This window comes from Peribacillus faecalis (assembly GCF_014712675.1).
GTDB lineage: Bacteria > Bacillota > Bacilli > Bacillales > DSM-1321 > Bacillus_AD > Bacillus_AD faecalis.
Genome location: NZ_JACXSI010000022.1, coordinates 24889 through 48131, shown reverse-complemented (window position 1 = coordinate 48131; position 23243 = coordinate 24889). Strand labels below are relative to the sequence as shown.

General features: G+C 37.8%; 21 protein-coding genes. 8 read left to right on the top strand and 13 right to left on the bottom strand.

From position 1 onward, the window contains the following. Nucleotides 1–12 precede the first annotated feature (12 nt). From IEO70_RS10035 to IEO70_RS10005, 7 genes are all read right to left on the bottom strand, one after another. On the bottom strand, nucleotides 13–843 hold the full coding sequence (locus IEO70_RS10035; protein WP_190998243.1) for an ABC transporter permease: 831 nt from the start codon (nucleotides 841–843) through the stop codon (nucleotides 13–15). A gap of 3 nt (nucleotides 844–846) precedes the next feature. Further along, nucleotides 847–1815, bottom strand: a complete 969-nt coding sequence (locus IEO70_RS10030) for an aliphatic sulfonate ABC transporter substrate-binding protein (RefSeq protein ID WP_190998242.1) — start codon at nucleotides 1813–1815, stop codon at nucleotides 847–849. A 14-nt stretch (nucleotides 1816–1829) separates the two neighbouring features. Beyond that, on the bottom strand, nucleotides 1830–2597 hold the full coding sequence (locus IEO70_RS10025) for an ABC transporter ATP-binding protein (protein ID WP_190998241.1): 768 nt from the start codon (nucleotides 2595–2597) through the stop codon (nucleotides 1830–1832). 16 nt (nucleotides 2598–2613) lie between these two features. Beyond that, nucleotides 2614–3147 (bottom strand): NADPH-dependent FMN reductase, encoded by a 534-nt coding sequence (ssuE, locus tag IEO70_RS10020; protein WP_190998240.1) that lies wholly within the window; start codon nucleotides 3145–3147, stop codon nucleotides 2614–2616. 280 nt (nucleotides 3148–3427) lie between these two features. Continuing rightward, entirely contained in the window at nucleotides 3428–4078 is a 651-nt protein-coding gene (locus tag IEO70_RS10015; protein WP_190998239.1) for a Bax inhibitor-1/YccA family protein, read from the bottom strand. 77 nt (nucleotides 4079–4155) lie between these two features. Further along, nucleotides 4156–5025, bottom strand: a complete 870-nt coding sequence (locus IEO70_RS10010) for a carbon-nitrogen hydrolase family protein (RefSeq protein ID WP_190998238.1) — start codon at nucleotides 5023–5025, stop codon at nucleotides 4156–4158. A 16-nt stretch (nucleotides 5026–5041) separates the two neighbouring features. Then, complete coding sequence (locus tag IEO70_RS10005) at nucleotides 5042–5590, bottom strand: TetR/AcrR family transcriptional regulator (protein WP_190998237.1); 549 nt, start codon at nucleotides 5588–5590, stop codon at nucleotides 5042–5044. 153 nt (nucleotides 5591–5743) lie between these two features. Between IEO70_RS10005 and IEO70_RS10000 the strand changes: the two genes are divergently transcribed. After that, nucleotides 5744–6502 carry an SDR family oxidoreductase gene (locus tag IEO70_RS10000; RefSeq protein WP_190998236.1) on the top strand — a complete coding sequence of 253 codons (759 nt, stop codon included), beginning with the start codon at nucleotides 5744–5746 and terminating at the stop codon, nucleotides 6500–6502. A 580-nt stretch (nucleotides 6503–7082) separates the two neighbouring features. Here IEO70_RS10000 and IEO70_RS09995 read toward each other — a convergent pair. The 3 genes from IEO70_RS09995 to IEO70_RS09985 form a co-directional block, all read right to left on the bottom strand. Further along, nucleotides 7083–7355: a GNAT family N-acetyltransferase gene (locus IEO70_RS09995; protein ID WP_190998235.1), complete on the bottom strand. Its 273-nt coding sequence runs from the start codon at nucleotides 7353–7355 to the stop codon at nucleotides 7083–7085. 1 nt (nucleotide 7356) lies between these two features. Then, a complete protein-coding gene (locus IEO70_RS09990) occupies nucleotides 7357–7599 on the bottom strand; it encodes a (4Fe-4S)-binding protein (protein ID WP_190998234.1) in 243 nt (80 codons plus the stop codon). 625 nt (nucleotides 7600–8224) lie between these two features. Then, complete coding sequence (locus tag IEO70_RS09985; protein WP_190998233.1) at nucleotides 8225–9310, bottom strand: L-dopachrome tautomerase-related protein; 1086 nt, start codon at nucleotides 9308–9310, stop codon at nucleotides 8225–8227. A 131-nt stretch (nucleotides 9311–9441) separates the two neighbouring features. Between IEO70_RS09985 and IEO70_RS09980 the strand changes: the two genes are divergently transcribed. After that, nucleotides 9442–11850: an ATP-binding cassette domain-containing protein gene (locus IEO70_RS09980; protein WP_190998232.1), complete on the top strand. Its 2409-nt coding sequence runs from the start codon at nucleotides 9442–9444 to the stop codon at nucleotides 11848–11850. A gap of 40 nt (nucleotides 11851–11890) precedes the next feature. Here IEO70_RS09980 and IEO70_RS09975 read toward each other — a convergent pair whose 3' ends face one another. Beyond that, a complete protein-coding gene (locus IEO70_RS09975) occupies nucleotides 11891–12781 on the bottom strand; it encodes a LysR family transcriptional regulator (RefSeq protein ID WP_190998231.1) in 891 nt (296 codons plus the stop codon). 187 nt (nucleotides 12782–12968) lie between these two features. Here IEO70_RS09975 and IEO70_RS09970 point away from each other — a divergent pair, with 187 nt between their 5' ends. After that, nucleotides 12969–13844: a DMT family transporter gene (locus IEO70_RS09970; RefSeq protein WP_190998253.1), complete on the top strand. Its 876-nt coding sequence runs from the start codon at nucleotides 12969–12971 to the stop codon at nucleotides 13842–13844. 101 nt (nucleotides 13845–13945) lie between these two features. Here IEO70_RS09970 and IEO70_RS09965 read toward each other — a convergent pair whose 3' ends face one another. Both IEO70_RS09965 and IEO70_RS09960 read right to left on the bottom strand, forming a co-directional pair. Further along, nucleotides 13946–14656: an EcsC family protein gene (locus IEO70_RS09965; RefSeq protein ID WP_190998230.1), complete on the bottom strand. Its 711-nt coding sequence runs from the start codon at nucleotides 14654–14656 to the stop codon at nucleotides 13946–13948. 912 nt (nucleotides 14657–15568) lie between these two features. Then, complete coding sequence (locus IEO70_RS09960; protein ID WP_190998229.1) at nucleotides 15569–15712, bottom strand: hypothetical protein; 144 nt, start codon at nucleotides 15710–15712, stop codon at nucleotides 15569–15571. A 393-nt stretch (nucleotides 15713–16105) separates the two neighbouring features. On the opposite strand from IEO70_RS09960, the gene IEO70_RS09955 reads away from it, so the two are divergent. Genes IEO70_RS09955 through IEO70_RS09935 form a run of 5 tightly spaced genes read left to right on the top strand, consistent with a single transcriptional unit; the run spans nucleotide 16106 to nucleotide 23229 of the window. Continuing rightward, on the top strand, nucleotides 16106–17011 hold the full coding sequence (locus IEO70_RS09955; RefSeq protein ID WP_190998228.1) for a response regulator: 906 nt from the start codon (nucleotides 16106–16108) through the stop codon (nucleotides 17009–17011). Then, nucleotides 17008–18048, top strand: a complete 1041-nt coding sequence (locus tag IEO70_RS09950) for a HEAT repeat domain-containing protein (RefSeq protein WP_190998227.1) — start codon at nucleotides 17008–17010, stop codon at nucleotides 18046–18048. The genes IEO70_RS09955 and IEO70_RS09950 overlap by 4 nt, the downstream gene beginning before the upstream one ends. Nucleotides 18049–18056: 8 nt before the next feature. After that, entirely contained in the window at nucleotides 18057–19481 is a 1425-nt protein-coding gene (locus tag IEO70_RS09945; RefSeq protein WP_190998226.1) for a glycosyltransferase family 2 protein, read from the top strand. Further along, the gene (locus tag IEO70_RS09940) at nucleotides 19478–22162 is read left to right on the top strand and encodes a hypothetical protein (RefSeq protein ID WP_190998225.1); all 2685 of its coding nucleotides are present in this window, start codon (nucleotides 19478–19480) and stop codon (nucleotides 22160–22162) included. Before IEO70_RS09945 ends, IEO70_RS09940 begins: the two co-directional genes overlap by 4 nt. Nucleotides 22163–22215: 53 nt before the next feature. Further along, on the top strand, nucleotides 22216–23229 hold the full coding sequence (locus IEO70_RS09935; RefSeq protein WP_190998224.1) for an IS1595 family transposase: 1014 nt from the start codon (nucleotides 22216–22218) through the stop codon (nucleotides 23227–23229). Nucleotides 23230–23243 lie beyond the last annotated feature (14 nt).

The following is a 23243-nucleotide window of genomic DNA, read 5'->3' as shown; positions in this document are numbered from 1 at the left end:
TCCTTTTAATTGTTATTGAACACCTTCAAAACTGTTGCGCCATTTCAATAGGCGTCGCTCAAGCACTCGAACAAATGAGTCTGTCAATTTACCAACTATTCCGAAAATAATAATTCCAACAAATACTTTTTCCGTCTGTGAAAATTGACGGGCATCCATAATCATGTAGCCGACACCGGCACTAGAACCCATCAGTTCGGCAACAACTAAACTGAGCCAAGCAGCTCCAAGTGATAGACGGATACCAAGTAAAATGTGGCTTAAAGCAGCCTGCAAAATCAAATGCGTCAACTGTTTCTTCTTGCTGAACTCCAGCACACGGGCTACATCAAAAAACTTGGAATCTACTGAGCGCAGACCGTTAAACGTGTTGATATAAACCGGGAAAAAAGCAGCAAAAGCAATTAGCAAAATCTTCGACAGTTCATCAAAACCGAACCAAAGAATAAATAAAGGCGTTACCGCCAAACTCGGAATTGTTCGAAGTATTTGCATTGTCGGATCAACGTAGTCCTCTGAACGTTTCGAAAATCCGACCATTAACCCGAGCAACAAGCCAATTCCTGCTCCTAATAAAAATCCGCCAAGCGCGCGCAACACACTGATTTGCAAATGACCAAACAGCTCTCCGCTCACAATCAGCTCGACAAATGATTGGACGATGAGGAATGGACTCGGCAACACTGTGTCAGCGATCAAGCCTAAATCGGCGACAATTTGCCAAACTGCCACTATCACAATCGGCAAAACAAATCCTTTCACCCCTCTTGGAATGTGCCTGGTCGGTCTCTTCTTATTCTTCAAAGACACTGGGTACGACAATTCTTGTACATTTGCTTTCATGTCTTACTCTCCCACTGAAATTTTTTCTACAAAACTATTATCAACCACTTTCGATGTATCAATTTCTTTCTCAATCGCCTTCAATTCATACAGTAGATCGGCAACATCTTGCTGACTGGCGATGAATTCCTTTGTAATCGGCTTCGCAAAAGTATTCGTGTTCGTTAAAACACTATCTACCACTTCCGGATCCAAATCGCGCAGCTCAGAAAATAATTGAACGGCCTCTTCTTTATTTTCCATACGCCACTCAGCTGCTTTCGAAAATACTTCTATGAAAATATCAACGAGTTCCGGATTGTCTTCAATAATGCCGGTGCGGGCAATCGCAAATGAAAGAGAAGAACGTCCGATATCTTCCGCATTCACCAATACTTCCGCTTCGTTTTCAATTAACTGGATTGAGATGAACGGCTCCCAAATGCTCCATGCATCGACCGAACCGTTTTCAAATGCAGGGCGTGCTTCATCCGGCTGCAACTGAATGATTTCTACCTCTTCCGGGTTAACCCCTGATTGCTCCAGAACCTGATATAGAAAACCAAATGCGCTGCTTCCTTTAGCGACAGCTATTTTCTTGCCCTTCAGATCATCAACAGACTGAATATCGCTGCCCTTATTGACAAGAATGGCATTAGCTTTATATCCGTCTGCAGTCGCAGCAATTTCTTTAAAAGCCACACCAGCCGCTTGCCCGCCAATGACCGGTGTATTGCCGACTTCAGTGAAGTCAAGCTTATTAGCAGCAATCCCTTCAAATTGCGGAGGGCCGCTTTGGAATTCCACCCATTCTACATCAACACCGACTTCTTTAAACGCTTCTTCAAACCAGCCATTCTCCTTGGCAATCCATAACGGACTTAACGATTGCTGAATCCCAATTCTAACCGTGTCCTGCTCTTTGGCGGCGCTGTTTGAGCAACCGGCAGCCACCAATAATAAGCCAATTAAAAGCCATAAACGCAATTTCATTCCATACACCCTCCTTAAATCCCCGCTCCATCCGTATAGCTGGTGATTTCTGTTTTTTCAAATTCAAGTAATACTCGCTGCCTGACCTCCTGAAAAGAAGGATTCGTGCGGTTTCTTGGGTAGCTAAGCGGAACCCGCATCCATTTTTGCACCTTGCCCGGATTTGCGCGCAAGATGGCAATTTCAGTTCCTAAATAAATCGATTCATCAATATCGTGCGTCACAAGCACCATCGTAATTTTCTTTTTTTGCCAAATATCAATTAGCACATCCTGCAAATGCTGTCTTGTAAAGGCGTCGAGTGCTCCGAACGGTTCATCGAGAAGCAGCACCTCAGGTTCACGAATAAGCGCGCGGGCAATAGCGACACGCTGCGACATTCCGCCTGAAATCTCGCTCGGATATGCTTTTTCATAACCTTTCAAGCGGACAATCTCAATCATTTCATCAACTTTTCTTCTTACTTCTGCGTCCTTTAGGTTGAGATCGGCGGCAATATTTTGTTCAACTGTCATCCAAGGAAACAGCCGATGCTCCTGAAAAATAAATCCTTGCGTTATGCCCGGCTTCACGACCGGTTTTTCATTAATTAAAACAGTCCCGTTAAATTCAGTATCAAGGCCAGCGATAATTTTCAGCAAAGTACTTTTACCGCAGCCGCTTGGACCGATAATTGTCAAAAAATCACCTTTTTCGATCTTTAGATCAATATCATCAAGCACGACTTTTTTGCTATTTTCATGCAGAAATGCTTTCTCTTTGACTTGGACTGTAACAGTCATCTCTCTCACCTCGCCATCAGACTTTTTGCGTTTGTCGCTTCAACACCGGCTTCAATTCCGTTATCAAACGCTCCTCCACCTCATCCTCGAATGAAAAACTTCCATCTTCATGCTTCGAAATTTGTTTATCCAAAATATAGACTGACTTAGCAATTTCAGTTGCACCCAATTCTGATAGCAGCGGCTTCAAAGCATAATTGACAGCTAAGAGATGATTCAGCGATCCTCCGACTGCAACCGGAATGATAAATTTATTTTCCAACGCTTTTTGCGGCAGCAAATCTAAATACGTTTTTAAAATTCCGGAATAAGCTGCTTTGTAGATTGGCGTCAAAACGATGACTGTATCTGCCTTTTCCACAAGACGATTTACATTTTTGATGGCTTCACTTGCATAGTTGGCTGTAATCAAATCTTCCGCCGGTAATTCGTGAACTGTGATTACGTCTGTTTCTACATTATTTTTCTTCAAAAACTGCCCAACAAATTGTTCCACCCCTGTTACTCGCGATTGTTTCGCATTTGCTCCATTAATAATTACTGTACTCAATGTAAACACCTCTTTTAATTTTATTATTCACATAAGATTACTCGACTTTAGAAATACAAAATTGCCTATTTTAAAAAATAAGTGCAGAAAATACAATTTTATAAACAAAAAGGCTCCAAGCCCATATATATGGACCTGAAGCCTCTAGTTTTCTAGTCAGCGAATATTTTAATTCCGAGTAAATCTATATGTGAAATATACAAGACTTGGAAGGTTCTGTCAACAGTTAATTTTAAATTTCTTTCCCATGTTAAGCGTGCGTTCAAATCAACTGAGCTTATTAATCTTTGAAAATCGAAATTAATCTTAAAACATCCAAGAATATGTTTAAAAAGTCGAGAAACAGATCCAATACCGCTTCCGGCACTTCGTCTTCGGTAAATGCTGCATCTTTCATCCGTGAAATATCATACAATACGTAACCGCTGAAAATTAAAATACCCGCAAATGACAAGCCGATATGAAAAATATCTGTCTGAATCCAAATATCCGCTACGTTCAGCAATATTAAAGCGATTAGCGCAATAAATAAAAAGCCGCCAAGACTGCTGAAGTTCTGTTTCGAAATGTATGCATAAATTGCTAAAACTGAAAAAAGAACAGTGGTGATACCGAATGCAAGCAGCACCAATTCAGCACCTATATCTGATATATAAAAGGCAATCGACGGATAAACGCCAATCCCCATTAAAATGACGAAAAAGTAGACTGTCTTAAGCGTTAAATTAGAAGAGAAACCGCTCTTCCTTTTTCTCAATTTGACAAAGAAAGATATAATCAGCAGTACAATGACAACAAAAGGCATCAAGACTGCAATTGCAGGCGGTATGAATAAAAAGCCGATAATCATTCCAATTAAGGCAATAACTAATGAGCCTGCGAACTTAGGCAACACACTTCTGGTAATTAAATTTTTGTTACTATCATGCATTTGACTGAATTCTCCTTTATGTAGGGATCGTTTTATATACCCTATTTACGGGGAATAGCAGCTTTTAGTTTCATATTTTATTTTTTTGCTTTATAAAAACGGACGCCATCTCGAATATCTTTCGGCAAAATCAGCTTTCTGAACAAGAAGTTACCTTTAATGAGGTCGTTACCTTGAAATTTGATCGTTCCACATCTTTTCTTATCTGCTAATTGTGCTTCCAGTCCAATTACTTCTTGAACACTGCTGCTCAGCTCTTCACCTTCAAAATGATAGATTTTCGATAAACCGTTTAATACAAAGCCTTCTTTCGCCATTAGCTTGCCTGTCAGGCCGAGCATCGGATCCAGTTTGCCTACACTGTTGACGTAAACGACAGGAACATGGTACGCCTCTGCATACGTCTGACACATATAGTCGATGACCGCCCGTTCCTGTGCTTGCTTTTTCGGGTCGCTTGGTGCACCATGCGGGAAAAGGATGAGCGATATTTCATGGTCTCTAATATTGTCATAAAAATGCTTTCTGTGCGCATCGTAGCAAATGCCAACAGCTACATGACCGAATGGCATCGCAATGATATGTCCGAAATCTCCGCGTTTGAAAATATAAGATTCCCCCTCGCACTTTCGGACAATCCCATATACTCGGCTGCCATCAGCAATCATGTACGAATTATAATAATCGTTTCCTTCTTTCTCCAAATAACCGACTCCAATGTATGTTTTATATTTGTCGGCAATTTTCATCGCCCATTGTGACGTATCTTTGCTTTCCACATCAGCATATTGCCAAATCGTTTCATTCCCGATATAACTGCAAAACGCAAGCTCAGGAAGAACGACGAAATCCGGACTGTCCAGTTTGGCTATGAGCGACTCAATATAATTTTTTCGGGTTTCGATGCCTTTTAAATCATTGTTTAACTGCAATGCAAAAATCCTCATGCCATCACCTGTTTCACTAATAAATTTTTGAAAACTTCAGGATCATCTCATTCAATTCTTCGACCGTTTCTTTATATCCTCCTGTTACCCATTCAATAACGATACCAAGTACGGCATTTGCAGCATAGCTTGCTTGATAGTTTTTTTCTGTTACTCCTGTATCTGTTTCGAGGGACTTCAAAAGCCGTTCGCGGATGACATCCAATAAATCGTAATAATACATTAGCGGTGAGTTTTGATTAAAAACAATGGTATAAAAGCGAGAAAATTTTTTCACATGATGAAATATACGAATCATATGCGGTTGCAGGTCTTGCAATCTATGTTTCACTCTTTCGACAGGCTCATCGTATGCCTGACGCAAATCTTCGGTTATTTCTTGAAAATAGTGAGAAAACAAGTCTTCGACGCTTGCGAAATGCAAATAAAAAGTACCCCTGTTCACCCTAGCTTCTTTGCATAATTCAGAGATTGATATTTTCTCCAATTCTTTATCTTCAAGCAAATGAAGCAGAGCATTTTGTAAATTTTCCTTTGTTTTGATGACTCTCAGATCGGTTTTCATTTTTTTTATCCCCTTTAATGAACATAACATTCACCTTTTGTTCATTAATGTACAGTTATTCATTTTCTGTTTATTGTGACTTTTTAAACTATCTATTATAATAATTATAGAACAAATGTTCAATATCATACAAATGTATGGGGGATGAAAACTATGAAATTACAATCAAAAGTTGCCATTGTTACTGGCGCAGCATCCGGTATGGGGAAAGCAATCGCTGAAGGTTACGCTGCTGAAGGGGCAAAAGTTGTAGTATCCGATTTGAACCTTGAAGGCGCGCAAGCTGTTGCTGACGGCATTATTGCTACTGGCGGAGAAGCTTTCGCGATTCAAACAAACGTAGCAAAAGACGAAGATTTGACAACGCTATTTGATGAAACCGTTTCCAAATACGGTAAACTGGACATTTTAGTCAACAATGCCGGCATTATGGACGGTATGGAACCGGTAAACGAAATTACAGATGACCGCTGGGATCTAGTCTTTGCGGTAAACACTACTTCTGTTATGAAATCAATGCGTCTTGCAACTAATTTATTCCTTGAACAAGGAAATGGCATCATCATTAACAACATTTCTGTCGGAGGATTAAACGGCGGACGCTCTGGCGCAGCTTATGCAGCATCTAAACATGCGGTTGTCGGTTTAACTAAAAACACAGCCTTCATGTTCTCTCAAAAAGGCATACGCTGCAACGGTATCGCACCAGGCGCAGTCGCTACAAATATTGGACAATCTATGACAAACATCAGCCAATTCGGTATGGGCCAACAACAAAAAGGTTCCGCCCTAATCCCAAGAGTCGGCGAACCACAAGAAATCGCTAAACTAGCAATCTTCTTAGCCTCCGATGACTCAAGCTTCATCAATGGTCAAATCATTGCTGCTGATGGCGGTTGGACTGCATATTGATTTTGAGATTTTTTGGGCAGCTTCGAAGCGGATTTCAGCTTTGGAGCTGCTTTTTTTGGGGTATTTCCGGAGACGGACGAATTATTTGCGAATACAGATGAATTATTGCCGTAAGCGGATGAATTGTGGTTTAAGCGGACGAATTATTTTTGAATTTGGAAGAATTAATGATAAATGCGGATGAAATAATTACAAAAGTGGAAGAATTGTGGCTGGGCTTTTTGTAAAAAAGGTTCTTCAAAACTGCTCGCCCAATTACAGTTGGTTTTTGTCCAACCAGAGGATCAGCTCGACTATTTTGAAGTCTGGATATTATTCCTAAAACCAACTTCGATTTCATCGACTTATGGCAGATTAATTAAAGTATAGAGACAGTATGCTCTTAAACTATTTAAAGCTGATTAATTGAGAATAAGGAAACCCTCCGAAAAAATAAGGTTTCCTTTAGGTTTATCTAATAACCTTGAAAGATCTACAACACTATAAAAACCATTGTCCATTGCATTTTCCAATGCTGTTTTACCATTTAAAAATTCTATATTTGGATTAGCACCGTACATTAAGGTCCTTACATTTCAAATTACTTCAACACATCAGCATATGCTTCACGATTCTTTTCGAATTCACCTTTAGCAAACGGACATAGAGGAATGACTTTCATATTGTTTGAACGGGCATGCTCAACAAAAGTTTGAACCATTTTCTTTCCTAAGCCAAGACCGCGTGCTGCATCGGAAACACCTGTATGATCAATGATATAGAATTTATCATTGGAATTAACAAACGTCATTTCTCCAAGTGTTTCATTTCCCTCTGTTACGACAACACGAGCTTGTTCAATAGTAATTTCCATTCTATCGTTCCTCTTTTCGGATATATTTTAGAGCGCCAGCAGGACATGTTTCAATAATGCGTGCAACTTCATCTGCAGGCTCAGCGTCAGCAATTACCCAAGGTTTTCTCTTAGGATTAAATACCTCGATGCTCCCCTTCACACATTTACCTGCATGCTCACAGCGTTCTTTTGAATAAAACACATCGATTTCTTCTCCGCTATATTTTCGGTAACCTGCTTCTAATAGCTGCAGTTCTGTCATTTGTATCATTCCTTTAATATTTTTTAATAATTTAACTGGAAAACGTTTGTTATTTTCCCTTAATTATACTACTTACGAGGATTATAATATATTAAGAGATTAAATCAACTAATTCGTCTGATTAATAACTTTCAGTGCAAACTATATCATGCTCTAGATTAAAAAACTAAAGCCGGTGAGAGCTGAACTTAAGACTATTTTTATATTTACAAGGTATTCGGATTATATCTGGATAGCTTTTTGTATGCCCCTATTTAATATTCACTATATACATACATTTCCGAGTTGTTTTGAGATACAAAATAATACTGTTATGTTACAATTCCCCAAAAACTAAGGAGGTGATACTATTGCGTTAACAATAACATTAAGTTGCTATGCCTTTTCTTTTTAAAATTGCATACATATTTGCAACCCAAATTACGAGCTTGAAATAATTATTTCATTCTTGCGATTTAGGTTGCATTTTCAATTGTGTTAAATTGCATGAAACTCTGGTATTTTAATGAAAAGTGGACATCAAATTGGCTTGCAATTCGAAGTCCATTTTGCTTTATAATTTCAACTATTGTACTTCAAAGCTGAACTAATTAGAGCTGAACTTCACCGGCTTTTTCATTAATTATCAAAAGGTAGGAGCAGGCATTTCTCCAATCTTCATCCTAAGCAAACTATATGGCTTTTGTCGCAAGTCTTTTCCGTAATGAAATTTTGCCTGCCGATGCAATTGGTTGACAATGACGTATAAGTATTGGTCTGGGCCTATTGAGAAGGTATCCGGCCATAGTAGCCGCGGATCATGGGCGATGGTCATCATTTTTCCGTTGGGTTGTATTTTTCGAATGCTGTTATTTTCATAATCTCCGGCATAAACCGCTCCTTTTGCATCAGTAATCATGCCATCTGATGCTCCTTTTTCTCCTAAATATTTGACATGACTATGCAAATCCTTTTCCGGTATCTTTCTGTCTTTTAACGCTTCCGCTGAAATTGAGTACAGCTGACGGCTTGTCAGCGGACAAAAATACAAGGTCTTTCCATCAGGAGAAATCGCTATACCGTCAGCCGACATTGTAAGCGGAGAAGTGGTGCCGTCCTTGTTTCGGTTAATTAAAATCCGGCCTTCCACTTTTGGTATAAAAGTCGGGTCAGGTGACGTGGATTTTACGCCATGTAACCGTCTGAATGCCACTCCACTGTCTAAGTCGACAACGATGATTGCTCCAGGCCCTTCGGAAGCAGAATCGGTTATATATGCATAGCCTGCCTTTCCAACACGAAAATCGAAGCGGACATCATTTAAATATGTGGTCGGCAAAACGGAATCTTCTTTAAAAGCATAAACTTTTCTTATTGTATTGGTTTTCAGATCTACAGCGACCAGTTTTGCTCCACCAATAATCGGTTCGGAAAAGTTGGGTGCCGCTGTGTCTAATACCCAGAGGGTTCCCCTTCCATCCGCGACTACACTTTGCACACTAATGAAGGAAGTTTCAAGTTTCGCTGAGTTAGATATGTTTGTTTCCATATCAGGATAAGGCCTCAGCTCCCCCTCCACAATTTCCGCCACGGTAAATTTCACATCGTCTCCCCACTTCGGAAAGCAAACAAAAATCCTACCCGCTTCCGAAACCGTCACACCTGTGGGCATTGCCCCATAAAATGCATGCACCAACTCAAACCTTCCAAAATACCGTTCTGTAGGCAACATAGGTTGATCCTCCTTTTTGACGGTGCCTGTCACTTCCTGGGTTTTGTTAGTTTTTGTCGAACGAAACCCTCCACTATAACACCAGTCATATTGATCTCTGATAAAATGAAATTGAAAGCGAGGCGAGAACAATGAATAACACAATTGAAATATGGAATGCACATGAAAATAATTTAAAAAATATCGATTTGTCAATACCGAAGAATAAGCTTGTCGTCGTGACGGGAGTCTCTGGTTCGGGAAAATCATCGCTTATTTTTGATACGTTGCTGAAAGAATGTCAGCGTCAATATATGGAGTCAATCGGATTGCTGAATGAAGAGTTTGAAAAACCGCAATACGAGAAAATGACAGGTCTTTCCCCTGCAATTAGCGTATCGCAGCATCATACGAATAAAAATCCACGTTCGACTGTCGGAACAATGACGGATTTGTATTCCTATTTACGGCTGATTTTTTGTAAAGCTGGCTTGCGTGAGTGCCCTCATTGCCACGAATGGACAGCAGCGAGCGAAGATTCGGGAAATGAGACAATCTTATGCCACCATTGCAGCCAATCTTTAGACAATTTAACATTGCCGCATTTTTCTTTTAACAAGGCACAAGGAGCATGCCAAACGTGTAAAGGACTGGGAGAAATTTATGATGTAGTTATTCTGCGAGTCGTTGACGTTTCGAAATCAATTGAAGATGGCGCGATTTTTGAATGGGACCATCATTATATTAAGCGTTATCGCGAGACGTTTAGTAAGGCGAGCAACTTATACGGCTTGAATTTCGACTTTTCAGAGCCGATTGAAACATGGTCAAAAGAGGCGCAGGCATTTTTACTCTATGGTTCGCATGATCAGAGATTTACAACTTTTTATCCGGACATCGAGCCAGCCAAAAGTGTATCGGAAGGACGTTTTGAAGGGCTTATTCCTAATCTGAACCGTCGTTTGATTGAAAGCGGAAGCTCTCCTTCCAAGAAGGCAAAAATAGAGAAGTTTTTTGATATGGAAATTTGCCCCGCATGTAATGGGAAGAAACTGAATGCGACTAGTCGTGCTGTTCAAGTAGGAAATCAGCCGCTTGGAGAAGTTTCTGCTTTTTCCATTGAACAGTTAGGCAAGTGGGCTGAAACGTTACATATTCCTAATGTACAGCCGCTTATCGAGGAACTGAAAAATACGGTAAAAAAATTATTATCAATTCGCCTTGGTTATTTAACTTTAGACCGTGTCGTATCTACGTTGTCCGGCGGTGAATATCAACGTTTCCGATTAGCTTCCCTTCTTCAATCAGGATTAACGGGTGTTCTATATATTTTGGATGAACCGACGATTGGCTTGCATTCCAAAGATACGGATGAATTGGTGCAGTCATTACGAAAAATTCGTGATTTAGGCAACACGGTCATCGTGATCGAACATGATGTCGATGTCATTAAACAAGCGGATTGGGTCATTGAAATTGGGCCACATGCCGGAAAAGACGGCGGATATGTCGTTGCATCTAGTACTGTGGATGACTTGCTGCGGAATGAGCAATCAATGATTCGCCCGTTTTTACTTGAATCTCTTAAAATTAATGATTCACGGCCATCTTTAGAAAATGTCATCAAAATCGAAGGAGCCACAAGTCATAATTTAAAATCCGTACATGCTGTGATTCCGGTGAACGCTTTAACAACAATCACAGGAGTATCCGGTTCCGGAAAATCATCGCTCATATTTGACGCGCTTGCAAAGCAACGTAATATCGAATCGATTTCAGGATTGGAACAATTTGAAAACATTCAAATGATTGAACAGTCACCGATTGGAAAAAGCTCTCGTTCCAATGCTGCGACCTATACAGATGTATTCACACCTATTCGCCAATTTTACGGTAAAATTGCCAAGCAACAAGGAATAGATGTTACTGCAAAAGATTTTTCTTTTAACGTAGCAGGAGGAAGATGTGAAACATGCGAAGGTGCAGGAACTATTACGACAGTAATGCATTTTATGCCGGACGTCCAAACAAAATGCCACGCCTGCAACGGAATGCGCTATCAGTCACGTGTTTTGCAAGTAACTTATCAGGATGCCAGCATTTATGATGTGCTGCAAATGTCAGTTGATGAGGCGCTCGCTTTATTCAAAGGACAAAAAAGCATTACAGCAAAACTCCAGGTGCTGCATGATGTCGGCTTAGGCTACTTACCATTAGGACAACCAGCACCAACTCTTTCAGGCGGTGAAGCACAACGAATTAAAATCGCCAAAGAGCTCGGCACGAAAACGAGCGGTACGACCTTGTACTTATTGGACGAGCCAACAACAGGACTTCATCCGTTAGATGTGAAAGTTTTAATGCAATGTGTGCGGAAACTTGTCAAACAAGGACATACTGTCATTGCTATCGAACATCACCTTGGCTGGATTGCCGAGAGCGACTGGCTCATTGACTTAGGACCTGAAGGCGGAGAAAACGGCGGTTATATCATAGCTCAAGGAACTCCTGCTGAAGTAGCTAAATCAGAAACTTCTATGACTGGCAGGTTGTTAAGATAAAAAAATGATCAAGGCGTCATATAAGGCGCCTTGATTATTTTCAATAATCTAAAAGATTTTGCTGTTGTAGCCATGTTTTAACGATTTCGATAAATCGTTTTGCTGCGGGAGATATCTTTTTAAGTGATGGAGTAGCAAGACCGATTGTCCGAAAATATTCCCCTTCCATATTCATGACCTTAATTCCATGCAATAAATTGAACAGAACCATTTCAGGAAGGATTGTAATTCCAAGACCGTGTCGAACCATCGAAATAATAGCTTGATCATCTGCTACCTCATACTTCACCTTCAAAGACTGATTATTTTTTGTGATAAACCGAAGAATATCGTTATGTGTTCCCCATTTTGGCATAATAAATGCCTCATCTTTAATATCTTCATATGAGATATATTCTTTTTCGCATAACCGATGATTAATAGGAAGAATACAGCGAATTTCGTCTTTTTTTAACGGCAGAAAATCTAATGTTTTAGAGGACGGCTTCGTCAAAAAGCCTAGGTCAATTGAACCATCTAATAGCCATTGCTCAATTTCATCATAATGGTCCCCTTCAAGCAATTTTATTTGAATGGACGGATATTGAATTTGAAACTCTTTAATAATTCCAGGAATCCATTGTGTGGATACGCTTGTAAATGTTCCGATTCGAATTGTCCCGGTCTCCAATCCATGAATGGCAGCTACTTCTTGCTGCAATAATTCGTTGTGCTGTAATATCGTCCTGATATATTTAATCATCCGCTCACCATTGCTTGTCAAGCGAATGCCCGAACGGTCCCGATTCATAATTGAAAATCCCCACTCCGACTCAAGGCTTGAGATGGCATGACTAACTGCGGATTGCGTTAGACCAAGCGATTCAGCCGCTTTCGTTAAACTCCCTGTGTCAACAATTGTATTTATGATTTCAAACTTTGTAAGAGACATCCCCATACCCCTTTTATATGAATTTTATTCATTTAAAACATTAAAAACATTCATTTTATTTATGTAAATTGTACGCTTATAATAGCAATTAGGCAATCTTGGCTATAGAGCATTTGTAAAAGAAATATTTAGTTTTTTCAGAGGGGGAACGGCAGATTTGTTTGGCATAAAAGCAAATAAGCAAGTAATGGCAGATTTTATGATGTTAGTCGTAACTATTGGTTGGGGCTCATCTTATTTATTTACAAAAGTTGGCCTTGATTCTTTAGGGGTATACAACTTAATATTTTTGCGGTTTGGCATAGCCTTTCTATTAGCGGCACTTATTTTTTATAAACGTATATTGAGAGTCGACTTTAAAACGATTAAATATAGTTTTATATTAGGAAGTATTTTATTTATTGCTTTCGCATTCTTAAATAGCGGCATGCAATCTACTTCTGTATCCAATACCGGATTTTTAGTCAGTCTTTCCGTTGTGTTTGTCCCGCTTATCTCTGCAATATTTTTGAAGCAAAAAATAGAAAAAAGACTTATTGTTGGTGTCAGTGCTGCATTGGTCGGGATTGCACTGCTAACTTTAAATAGCCAATTGCAGCTGAGTCTTGGGGACATTCTCTGCATTATCTGTGCTCTTAGCTATTCTGTGCATATTATTGTGACGAGCAAAGTAACAAAAAATGTTGATTCCATTGCTTTAGGGGTTTTACAGCTTGGCTTTTGTGGCGCCTGGGGATTCTTATTCACATTGCTATTTGAAACACCTCAGCTCCCGCAAAATGCAAGCACTTGGTCTTCGATCCTGGCATTAAGCATTTTATGCAGCGCATTGGGCTTCATCGTACAATCAATTGCACAGCAGCATACAACCGCAACACATACCGGACTCATTTTCTCACTAGAGCCCATTTTCGCGGCCGTATTCGCCTTTATCTTTATCGGCGAAACACTATCAACAAGAGGCTACATCGGTGCAACCATAGTATTAATGGGTATACTCATTGCCGAAATTGATTTTAAGAAACTATTATTTAAAAGGAAGTTTTCTGAGCAAACAACATAACGGTGCCTGTCACTACCCGGGCTTTCGTAGATTTTGTCGTAAACTCACAATACAAAGGCGATTCTCTTAATGACAGAATTGCCTTTGTATCTATTACAATCTTATTCCATATCAATTATTATCGGATCAGCATCTTTTGAGTTTCTATTATTATAAGCAGTAGCGAAACCATCTTTTCCAATAAATAAATCTATTGCAACCTTCCCTATAATTTTAGTACCTACAGCGTCGGTTGTACCACCAATTACTCCTCCTAGTAAAGGAACCGCTTTACCCAAATTAATAACTCCCTTTTGCCCAAACTTTGTCAGTAACCTAAAGCCAACCTTTTGATTAATCTTCGTAATAACAGTTCCAGGTATTCGCTTAATAGTCGATACCGCCAGTTTTTTACCTAATTGAATACCTACATTTTTGAGAATATCCTTAGCTTCATTCCCAGCTAAACAAGCATATACAAATGTCTTTACTTCGTCATCTTTCACATCGTGCCCCCCTATATACGCTATAGCTGCAGCCATTCTTGTTTGGATGAAAAGAACACTAGCAATGTTGGCAGGTACAGCAACAGGTAGAGTAATAATTCCACCTAAGCCAGTAACGAACCCACTTGTCGCACTCTTAGACATTTGCCAATTTACTAAGCGTTTAGCTTGTTCTTCTGGAGTTCCACCTTTCTTTTGGTAGTTAATAGCTAGCTCAAGTGCCGTATCAGTACCCGGTATACCTCCATTAATAGCTTTGTCATAAGACCACTCCAAAGCCTTCATAATTGTTTGCTCTGTTAATGATTGTTCTTTCGCTTTTTTCATCGTATTAACCCCAATCGGATATATTAGTTTTTTAGGAATAATTAATTATTTTCATTTATTATACTCTCTATTTTAAGGTAAAAATAGTAAATTCCCGTATTGAAAGATTTTTTACAAGTTACAATACTTTTTTATCATTAGCTTGCAAGCATTTACGTTTTCTATTCTATTATTCAAAGAAAGCTATGTACTTTAATAAACAAAGAGTAATCAAAGAAAGATTTTGTCCCAGACTCTTTCATTTTTATATAAAAGCAAAGATTAGTCTTCCAAAAATCCAAGGCGTAACAGCCACCATGTTCAGTTCCTCTCAACCTGTTTCATCACAATTTTACTATGCGGAATGCTCGGCACTGATACGAGGCTGTAGCTTAGGTCTTGTGGTGGGATGTCATAGTTCTACATCCGGTGCCTGTCACTACCCGAGTTTTGTCTGTTTTCGACGAATAATTGCGCTTTAATAAATAAAAAAGCCTAAAACCTTAAGATGGCTTCAGGCAAATTTAATAATCTTCGACACATTTCGGGTGGTGACAGGCACCAAAAAAGCTGCCTATTAATAGGTAGCTTTCCATTAACATATAGTAGCGGATGATTGCTTCTTTTTATCTTTACTTCTCGTGTCACTCGAGAGGTTTGCTTTTTTGAAAGAATAATGGTGTCATCAACTTGGGTAGAAGTAACCTAGTCAAGGATTATGTGTTGATTGAGTTGACCATTTGTTCTTTCTAAAATACTTACAATTACTTTTTAACTAGTGTCTTGTTGTAATCTTACACGGTATAGCATTCATACTTCTAAATACTACTACTGTAAGCAATCATCCACTTTATGACGAGTGTTCGTATCGCCTCGTCCCTTATCTATACCCGCTTTATAGGATTATATGCATGTTTTCTAAATATTTTAAATTTACTTAATGACTCCAAGAATTTTTTTGTGAATATCCTTCCATGAAGCATCCAAATTAATTGTCATAACTTCCATCGACATTCGTTCGTCATAAAGGTAGCTTTCATCAACAGTCTTTCCGTTAAAAGGATACATACTCATCATAATTGCTCGGCTCCTTAAAAGCTATATACCTATGATAAGCAACATCAAGATAAGCATCCCTCAATAACAACTGTTCTAACTCCTGAATTCCCATATTTATCACCTTTTCACGTTATATATACCTATTCTACTTATAACTTATTGTATCTCCTATTATTTTTGCTTATCCGGTGCCTGTCACTACCCGATTATTGTTAGTTTTTGACGAACAATAGAAACACCCCATTTAACAAAATGGAGCTACAGATTCATGTAAAATACATCTTCTAATGTAAATATATTGAAAAATCTTGAAAGTTATACTAATATTAGTAGCTGTGTATCTAAAAGCGTTGAAGAGCACCTTGGAAATCTTATTAGAATTAAAAATTAGACAAAAAGAGGAATAATCTTATGAAGAACTCTCTATTGGATAGAGAACTATCCATTTCAAAAAGTGATTTTATTGACGAAAAGCAAATGGCAATCTTTTTTAATGTATTAACAGCTAACGTTGAACGCACACGAACATCAATGGTTGCTTCCCTTCTCACTTTCGGTAATCAAAAAAACCTGAATATGGAGGATCAACTTGAAATCGAAACAGTAATCGGGAATTTTTTGCAATCAAAAATCAGAAAATCCGATTTAGTCTGTAAATTAGTAAGACCTTTGGAGTGGTGTATCATCTTAACACAAAGTGGAGAAAAAGAAGCCATTGTCTTTATTGAGCGCATGTTCTCTGATATACAAAACATCCAGAATCCGTTGTTCGCAAAATATAATTTAACACCATTTACGTGTATTAATGAAATTAATAACAGTGACGTAACATTTGATCAAGTGATTAATATTAGTCGACAATCAGTGAGCAGTACAATCAATAATGAAATTATTAAAACAACTGATTTTAAAGATCGAAAAAAAGAAAAAATTAAAGTAAGTATTTTAGAAGATAATGAGATTTTTGCCCAAGCCCTATATACGACTGTTGAAAATATTCCACTCAATGAATTTGAACTAGATATGAAAATATTCAGTGATGGTTATGAATTTTTGCAATCAAATTGGTTTTATTCAAGTCATACCCATATCATTCTAGTAAATGATATATTGCCTCGTAACAACGGTCTAGAGGTAGTACACCGATTACGAGAAATGCCGAACAACCATAAATACCTTATTTTTATGATGACAAAACGAAAGTCCGAGCAAGATATGATTCATGCTTTTAAAAGCGGTGTAGATGAGTATTTAATTAAACCATTTAATATTCGTTTATTTGAAGCCCAATTGAAAAGAGTGTTGCAAAGATTATGATCATAATTGATATTTCAATAACATTGTTACTATTCTTTATTATCGTTTGCGTTCTTGTACTCGGAATTCTATATACTTATCTGACATATAAACACCAGATAGAATCAAAACGCCAAAGCAAGAAAAAGGAATATATCAAAAGCAAGCAAAACGACTGGCATTTGTTTTTATTAAATGATGCTGAATTACCAGATAGTCTAATACCGAAACAAAAGTATGAGCTTCTTGGTGTGGAAGATATCCTTCTAACATATATTCAAAATTTTAGTGACTCCACTGTACAGTCAAAAATAAAGCAGTTCGCTAATACATATTTAGTAAATCATTATGCAAAGCTTCTTAAAAGCAGAATCTTAAATAAGCGAATGATTGCTCTAAATCGGATTTTGGATTTTCAAATTGATGAATTAATAGAAGATTGCCTGCAATTAGATTTACAAAAGTTGTCAAAGGAAGAGCAATTTCAAATACTAAAAATTCAGGCCCGTTTCAACCCTTCCATTTTTCTGGAAAATATAGTAGCCGTACAGAAATTATCTGATATTGAATTTAAAAAAATACTTTTAACTAATGATGATTGGATAGTGCAAGAATTAATAACTCAATTTAAAAAACTGAACCTAAAAAAACAATGTTCACTGATTGAAACAATCGGTTTAAAACGAACTCTTGATTTCTCCCCTTTCTTAGAGAGCTTACTAGCACACGAACATGCAGAAATAAGAATCCATTCGTTAAAAGCTATTTATGAATTAGGAATCACAACAAATACCAATCAATTTCTTCCATTTGTCAGCTCGCCAAACTGGGAAGAAAGGTTAATGGTGGCAAAATTATTTCAGCACTTACCATTAACTCAAACCCGCTATCATCTTGTGCAATTAATCCAAGATTCATCTTGGTGGGTGCGTTACCAAGCGGCTATTACAATCATAAACGGAAAAGGTGGCAAGAACATATTAGAAAATATAACAGAGATAACTACTGATCAATATGCCATTGATATAGCAAAAGAAGTTTTAACGATTAGGGGATGAAATAAGTAATGACGAATACGCTTGATGCCATCATGATTGTTCTAGGATGGATCATTATTATTTATATGGCTTTTGTCATTTTAGCATATAGTACTATGCTGATAATTGCCTTAATACAATTAAGAAAATACCGTGATTCAGACCAACTAAAAAAGGATGATGACTATATTGATTCAATGTTTTCAAAGCCCGTTTCTATTATTGTTCCGGCTTACAATGAAGAAGCAGGCATAATCGATAGTCTTCATTCCTTATTGAGTTTACGTTACCCAGATACTGAGCTGATTGTTGTAAATGACGGTTCGACAGACAGTACTCAAAAGAAAATAATAGATTATTTCAAAATGAGACCCATTGATAAAACAGTAAGGGTCCAAATTCAAACAAAACCTATTAACCAAATTTTCCAATCAACCGTTTATCCGCATTTATTTTTAATTGACAAAGAAAACGGAGGAAAAGCAGATGCATTAAATGCAGGCATTAATATGTCTAAAAACCCTTATTTTTGTTCAATAGACGGAGATTCAATATTAGACGGAAACTCATTGTTGCGAGTGATGAGACCGATTATCCTGTCTGACGGAAACGTAATTGCTGCTGGAGGAAATGTCCGAATCGCAAATGGGCTCGATATACATTTAGGGTCTATTTTCGGTAATAGCCTATCTAAAAACAGTCTTGTTTTAATGCAAATTGTCGAGTATGTACGCGCTTTTTTAATGGGCCGTATCGCTTTAAGCAAGTATAATCTAATTTTAATCATTTCAGGAGCTTTCAGTGTTTTCTCAAAAAAACATGTCATTGAAGTTGGCGGTTATTCCACAAATATGATTGGTGAAGATATGGAACTAGTTGTTCATTTACACCGTTATATAAAAGATAAGAAATTGAATAAACGAATTGAGTTTGTGGCTGACCCTGTATGTTGGACAGAAGCACCTCAAAGTTTATCCGATTTAAGAAAGCAAAGAAGAAGATGGCATCAAGGGCTTATTGAGAACCTATGGAAACACAAAAAAATGACTTTAAACCCGAAGTATGGAACGATAGGACTTATCTCTTTACCTTATTTTTGGATCGTAGAATGCCTTGGTCCGATAGTGGAATTAATCGGCTATCTTTATATTATTATCTCGTTTTTCCTTGGTAATCTCTACTTCGAGTATTCAATTTTACTTATTTTATTATTTATCTTATATGGGTCTATTTTTTCAATAGCTTCAACTTTATTAGAGGCATGGTCAATGAATGTATACCCTAAAACGCGAGAATTAACAAAGGTACTTTTCATCTCCCTATCAGAGATTTTTTGGTATAAACCAATTACTCTCCTCTTTAGATGTGAAGGAATCCTTCGTTTTATTCTCGGGAGAAATGACTGGGGAACGCTAAAACGAAGAGGGTTATCTAAGGAAGGAGTATCAAAATGAAAAAAATATATGCTATATGCCTAATTTTGTTCTCCCTCCTGATTGCTCCATTTATCTTATGGGAAATCACTCCAGAAAAAAAGTTAGCAATCGCTATAATCGATAAAACGGTCACAAGCGAAAACTATCGAGAGCATCTAGGACTGACTTGGTTATTGAAGTATTTAAAGTACACAAATAATGACGGAACAACGATTGACGCTGCCACTAATTACTTTGGATTTGTGCCTAACGAGGAGTCAGAAAACTATAAAGTAAAGGAATTGCCAACCAATTACGATAATTTCGATGTCATTTACTTAGCTGACACATACGGTGTTTACAATGAAGACCTTCCTTGGATACCTAAATTGCGAGCGGGATCTCGCTCTCAAAAAATATATGGAGGGCTTCAGCAAAATGAATGGGATGCTATCGAAAACCGTTTACATCAAGATAAAAAAAGTCTACTTGTTGCCGAGTTCAACACATTCGCCTCCCCTACTAATGAAGCTGTAAGAGAAAGTGTTACACAATATTTAGGACTAGAATGGAGCGGCTGGACAGGTCGTTATTTTGATGAATTGAATCCGGAAAAGAATCCTGAAATTCCACAGTGGATATTGGATGAATTCGGAAAGTCATGGGATTATACAGGGGCAGGATTTATTTTAGTTAATGATTTAGATTATGAAGTTTTCGTTTTAGAGGAAGAACCGCATATCAAAGAAAGAGGGATTCACCTTACCTTCACAAAAGAAGGAATCCAGCAGTTTGATCTTACAGAAAGTCCGGATTATCAATATTGGTTTGACATCGTAACTCCGAACACAGGGACAACTGTACTCGCTAATTATAAGTGGGATTTGACTGAAGAAGGAAAAAAACTATTGCAACAACATGACATACCGTTAGAATTTGCAGCAATATTGAAAAATGAGCATACTTCTTCAACAAGCTATTATTTTGCTGGCGATTTTAATGACATTTCTGAAACACCTTATTTCTACAAAATTAAAGGGCTTCAGCAAATTAATAGCATAGTTCAAAAGTTTTCCGACCAAGCATTTTATTGGAATACATATACGCCGATCATGGAATCTATACTAAAGCAATTTGAACAAACCGAAATAAAAGAAAACGAAGTGCGTGCCGAAGAGCTTCAACTTCATGCTCGAATTCACAACAATAAAATGGAAGTAATGAAAGATGGTGAATGGAATCCCCTTATCATGAAAGGTGTCAATATTGGTATGGGTAAACCCGGTAGCTTCCCTGGTGAAGCAGCTATTTCAGAAAAAGAATATTACCGTTGGTTTGAGCAAATCGGTGAAATGAACGCAAACACAATCCGTGTCTATACCCTTCACCCACCCGACTTTTACAATGCTTTAAAAAGATATAATGACAGTCATGCGGAAGAAATATATGTATTACACGGCGTATGGATTAACGAAGAGTTATTGGAAGAATCATTAGATGCATTTAACGAAAAAAGCATTCTGGATTTTCAGCATGAAATGAAAACAATTTCGGATGTTATTCATGGAAATGCAGTGGTAAAAGAAAACGCTGGTCATGCTTCAGGCTTTTATAAATCTGATATTTCGGAGTATGTGATTGGATGGATTTTAGGAATTGAATGGTATCCGGAAATGGTGGACAATACAAATCAACTTCATAAAGAAATCGGAGAGTATAAAGGAAACTATTTCGAAACAAAAAATGCTCAGCCATTTGAGCATTGGCTTGCTATGCAAATGGACGTGCTTACTCAATACGAAATAGATAATTACCATTCTATTAGACCTATGAGTTTTACGAATTGGCCAACTACTGATTTATTAGATCACCCTTCAGATGGTACCGATTCTGAAGATTTGGTGAGTGTGAATCCAAATGTTATATATACGAAAAATGAGATGGATTTAGCCGGTCAATTTGCATCGTATCATATTTATCCATATTATCCTGATTTCATGCACTATGATCAGAAATATCAAAACTATGTCGACCATAGAGGTGAACGCAACAGTTATGCCGGATATTTACACGATTTAGCCTCCTCGCATCGGCTGCCGATACTAGTTGCTGAATTCGGCATTCCAAGTTCACGTGGTTTAACACATATAAATGAATTCGGGAAAAACCAAGGATTCATGACCGAACAAGAACAAGGCGAACTCATTAGCGAAATGTATGAAGACATGATTGCTGCAGATCTGATGGGAGGCATAATCTTCACATGGCAGGATGAGTGGTTTAAACGAACATGGAACACAATGAACTATGACAACCCAGATAGAAGACCTTATTGGTCGAATGCCCAAACAAATGAACAACAATTCGGCCTGTTAAGCTTTGACCGTCACAAAATCCAAGTGGATGGAAATATCGCTGAATGGTCAGCAGCTCCTCTATACGAGAAAAAACAAGGAGATTTACAAAAATTATACGTTGACCATGATGAAAGATATTTGTATATTCGTCTCGATTACAATCCGAATGGTAAAGGGACACCAAAGCTTTTATTAGATACAGTTCCGAAGCAAGGAAATGAATTTATAGTGAATAACGATACCATTCAATTTTCGAACGGAGTTGATTTCCTTATCAATTTAAACGAACAAAATGCACATATTCTTGTCGATTCATACTATGATCTCTTTTTCTATGGCTCTGTTCGTATAATTTGTTGCTGAGGATGACATACTGTTATAATAATTGAACTTATTATAGCAGGAGTGATTTTTCGATGTGGCTAGATATGTATGAACGCTTTTCAGAGCTTTCCAAAGATGAACAGATAAAGCTTTTCTTTGCTATGAAAGAAGACTTGTTTCCTGATTCTACTACCAATATTTCAAATAAAATTGTAGATATTCGGGAGAGACGGTTTTCGAATGGATTAGCCTGTGTGCATTGTGGGAGTATGTCTGTTAAAAGAAATGGTACATATAAAGCTCGTCAACGTTACCTTTGTAAGGATTGCGGTAAATCGTTTAATGATATGACTGGTAGCCCTTTGTCTGGTACGAAATATCCTCATAAATGGCTTAAATATTTGGAAATGATGGTGAATGGTTGTTCGTTAAGAGCCATCGCTAAAGAATTAAAAATTCACCTAAGCACCGCCTTTTATTGGAGACATAAGGTGTTATTTGCCCTACAATCACTTGGTCATCAGAAACTTTTTGGCATAGTCGAAAGCGACGAAACCTTTTTCTTGGAGAGCGATAAAGGTAAGAAAAATCTCACTCACCGAAAACCTCGAAAAAGAGGCGGTTCTGCATCTAAAAGAGGCATTTCTAAAGAGCAAGTATGCGTGGTTGTTGCTCACGATAGATATGGTCAAATCCTCTCTGAAGTTGCTGGTAAAGGGCGGATAACAGCACTTGATATAGATGCTGTACTAGGAGACTATTTAGATGATTCTGCTTTACTTTGCACAGATACTGCGACCAACTATAAGAAATTTGCGGCTATAAAAGGATTAAAGCACGAAGCGATTAATGCTCGTAATAAGGAATATGTCCGACAAAAAATTTACCACGTTCAACACGTTAATAGTTACCATCGACGATTAAAAGATTGGATTGAGCGATTTAATGGTGTAGCAACAAAATATCTAAACGGTTATTTGATATGGCATCGTTTCTTAGAATTAAACAAAAAAATTCCTTCTAAAGAAAATACTAATGAAATGTTGTTGAACGCCTGTAAAAAAGCCAATTTCACCACTGTAACCGATATTAGAAATTTCAACTGATGTATTTTACTAAA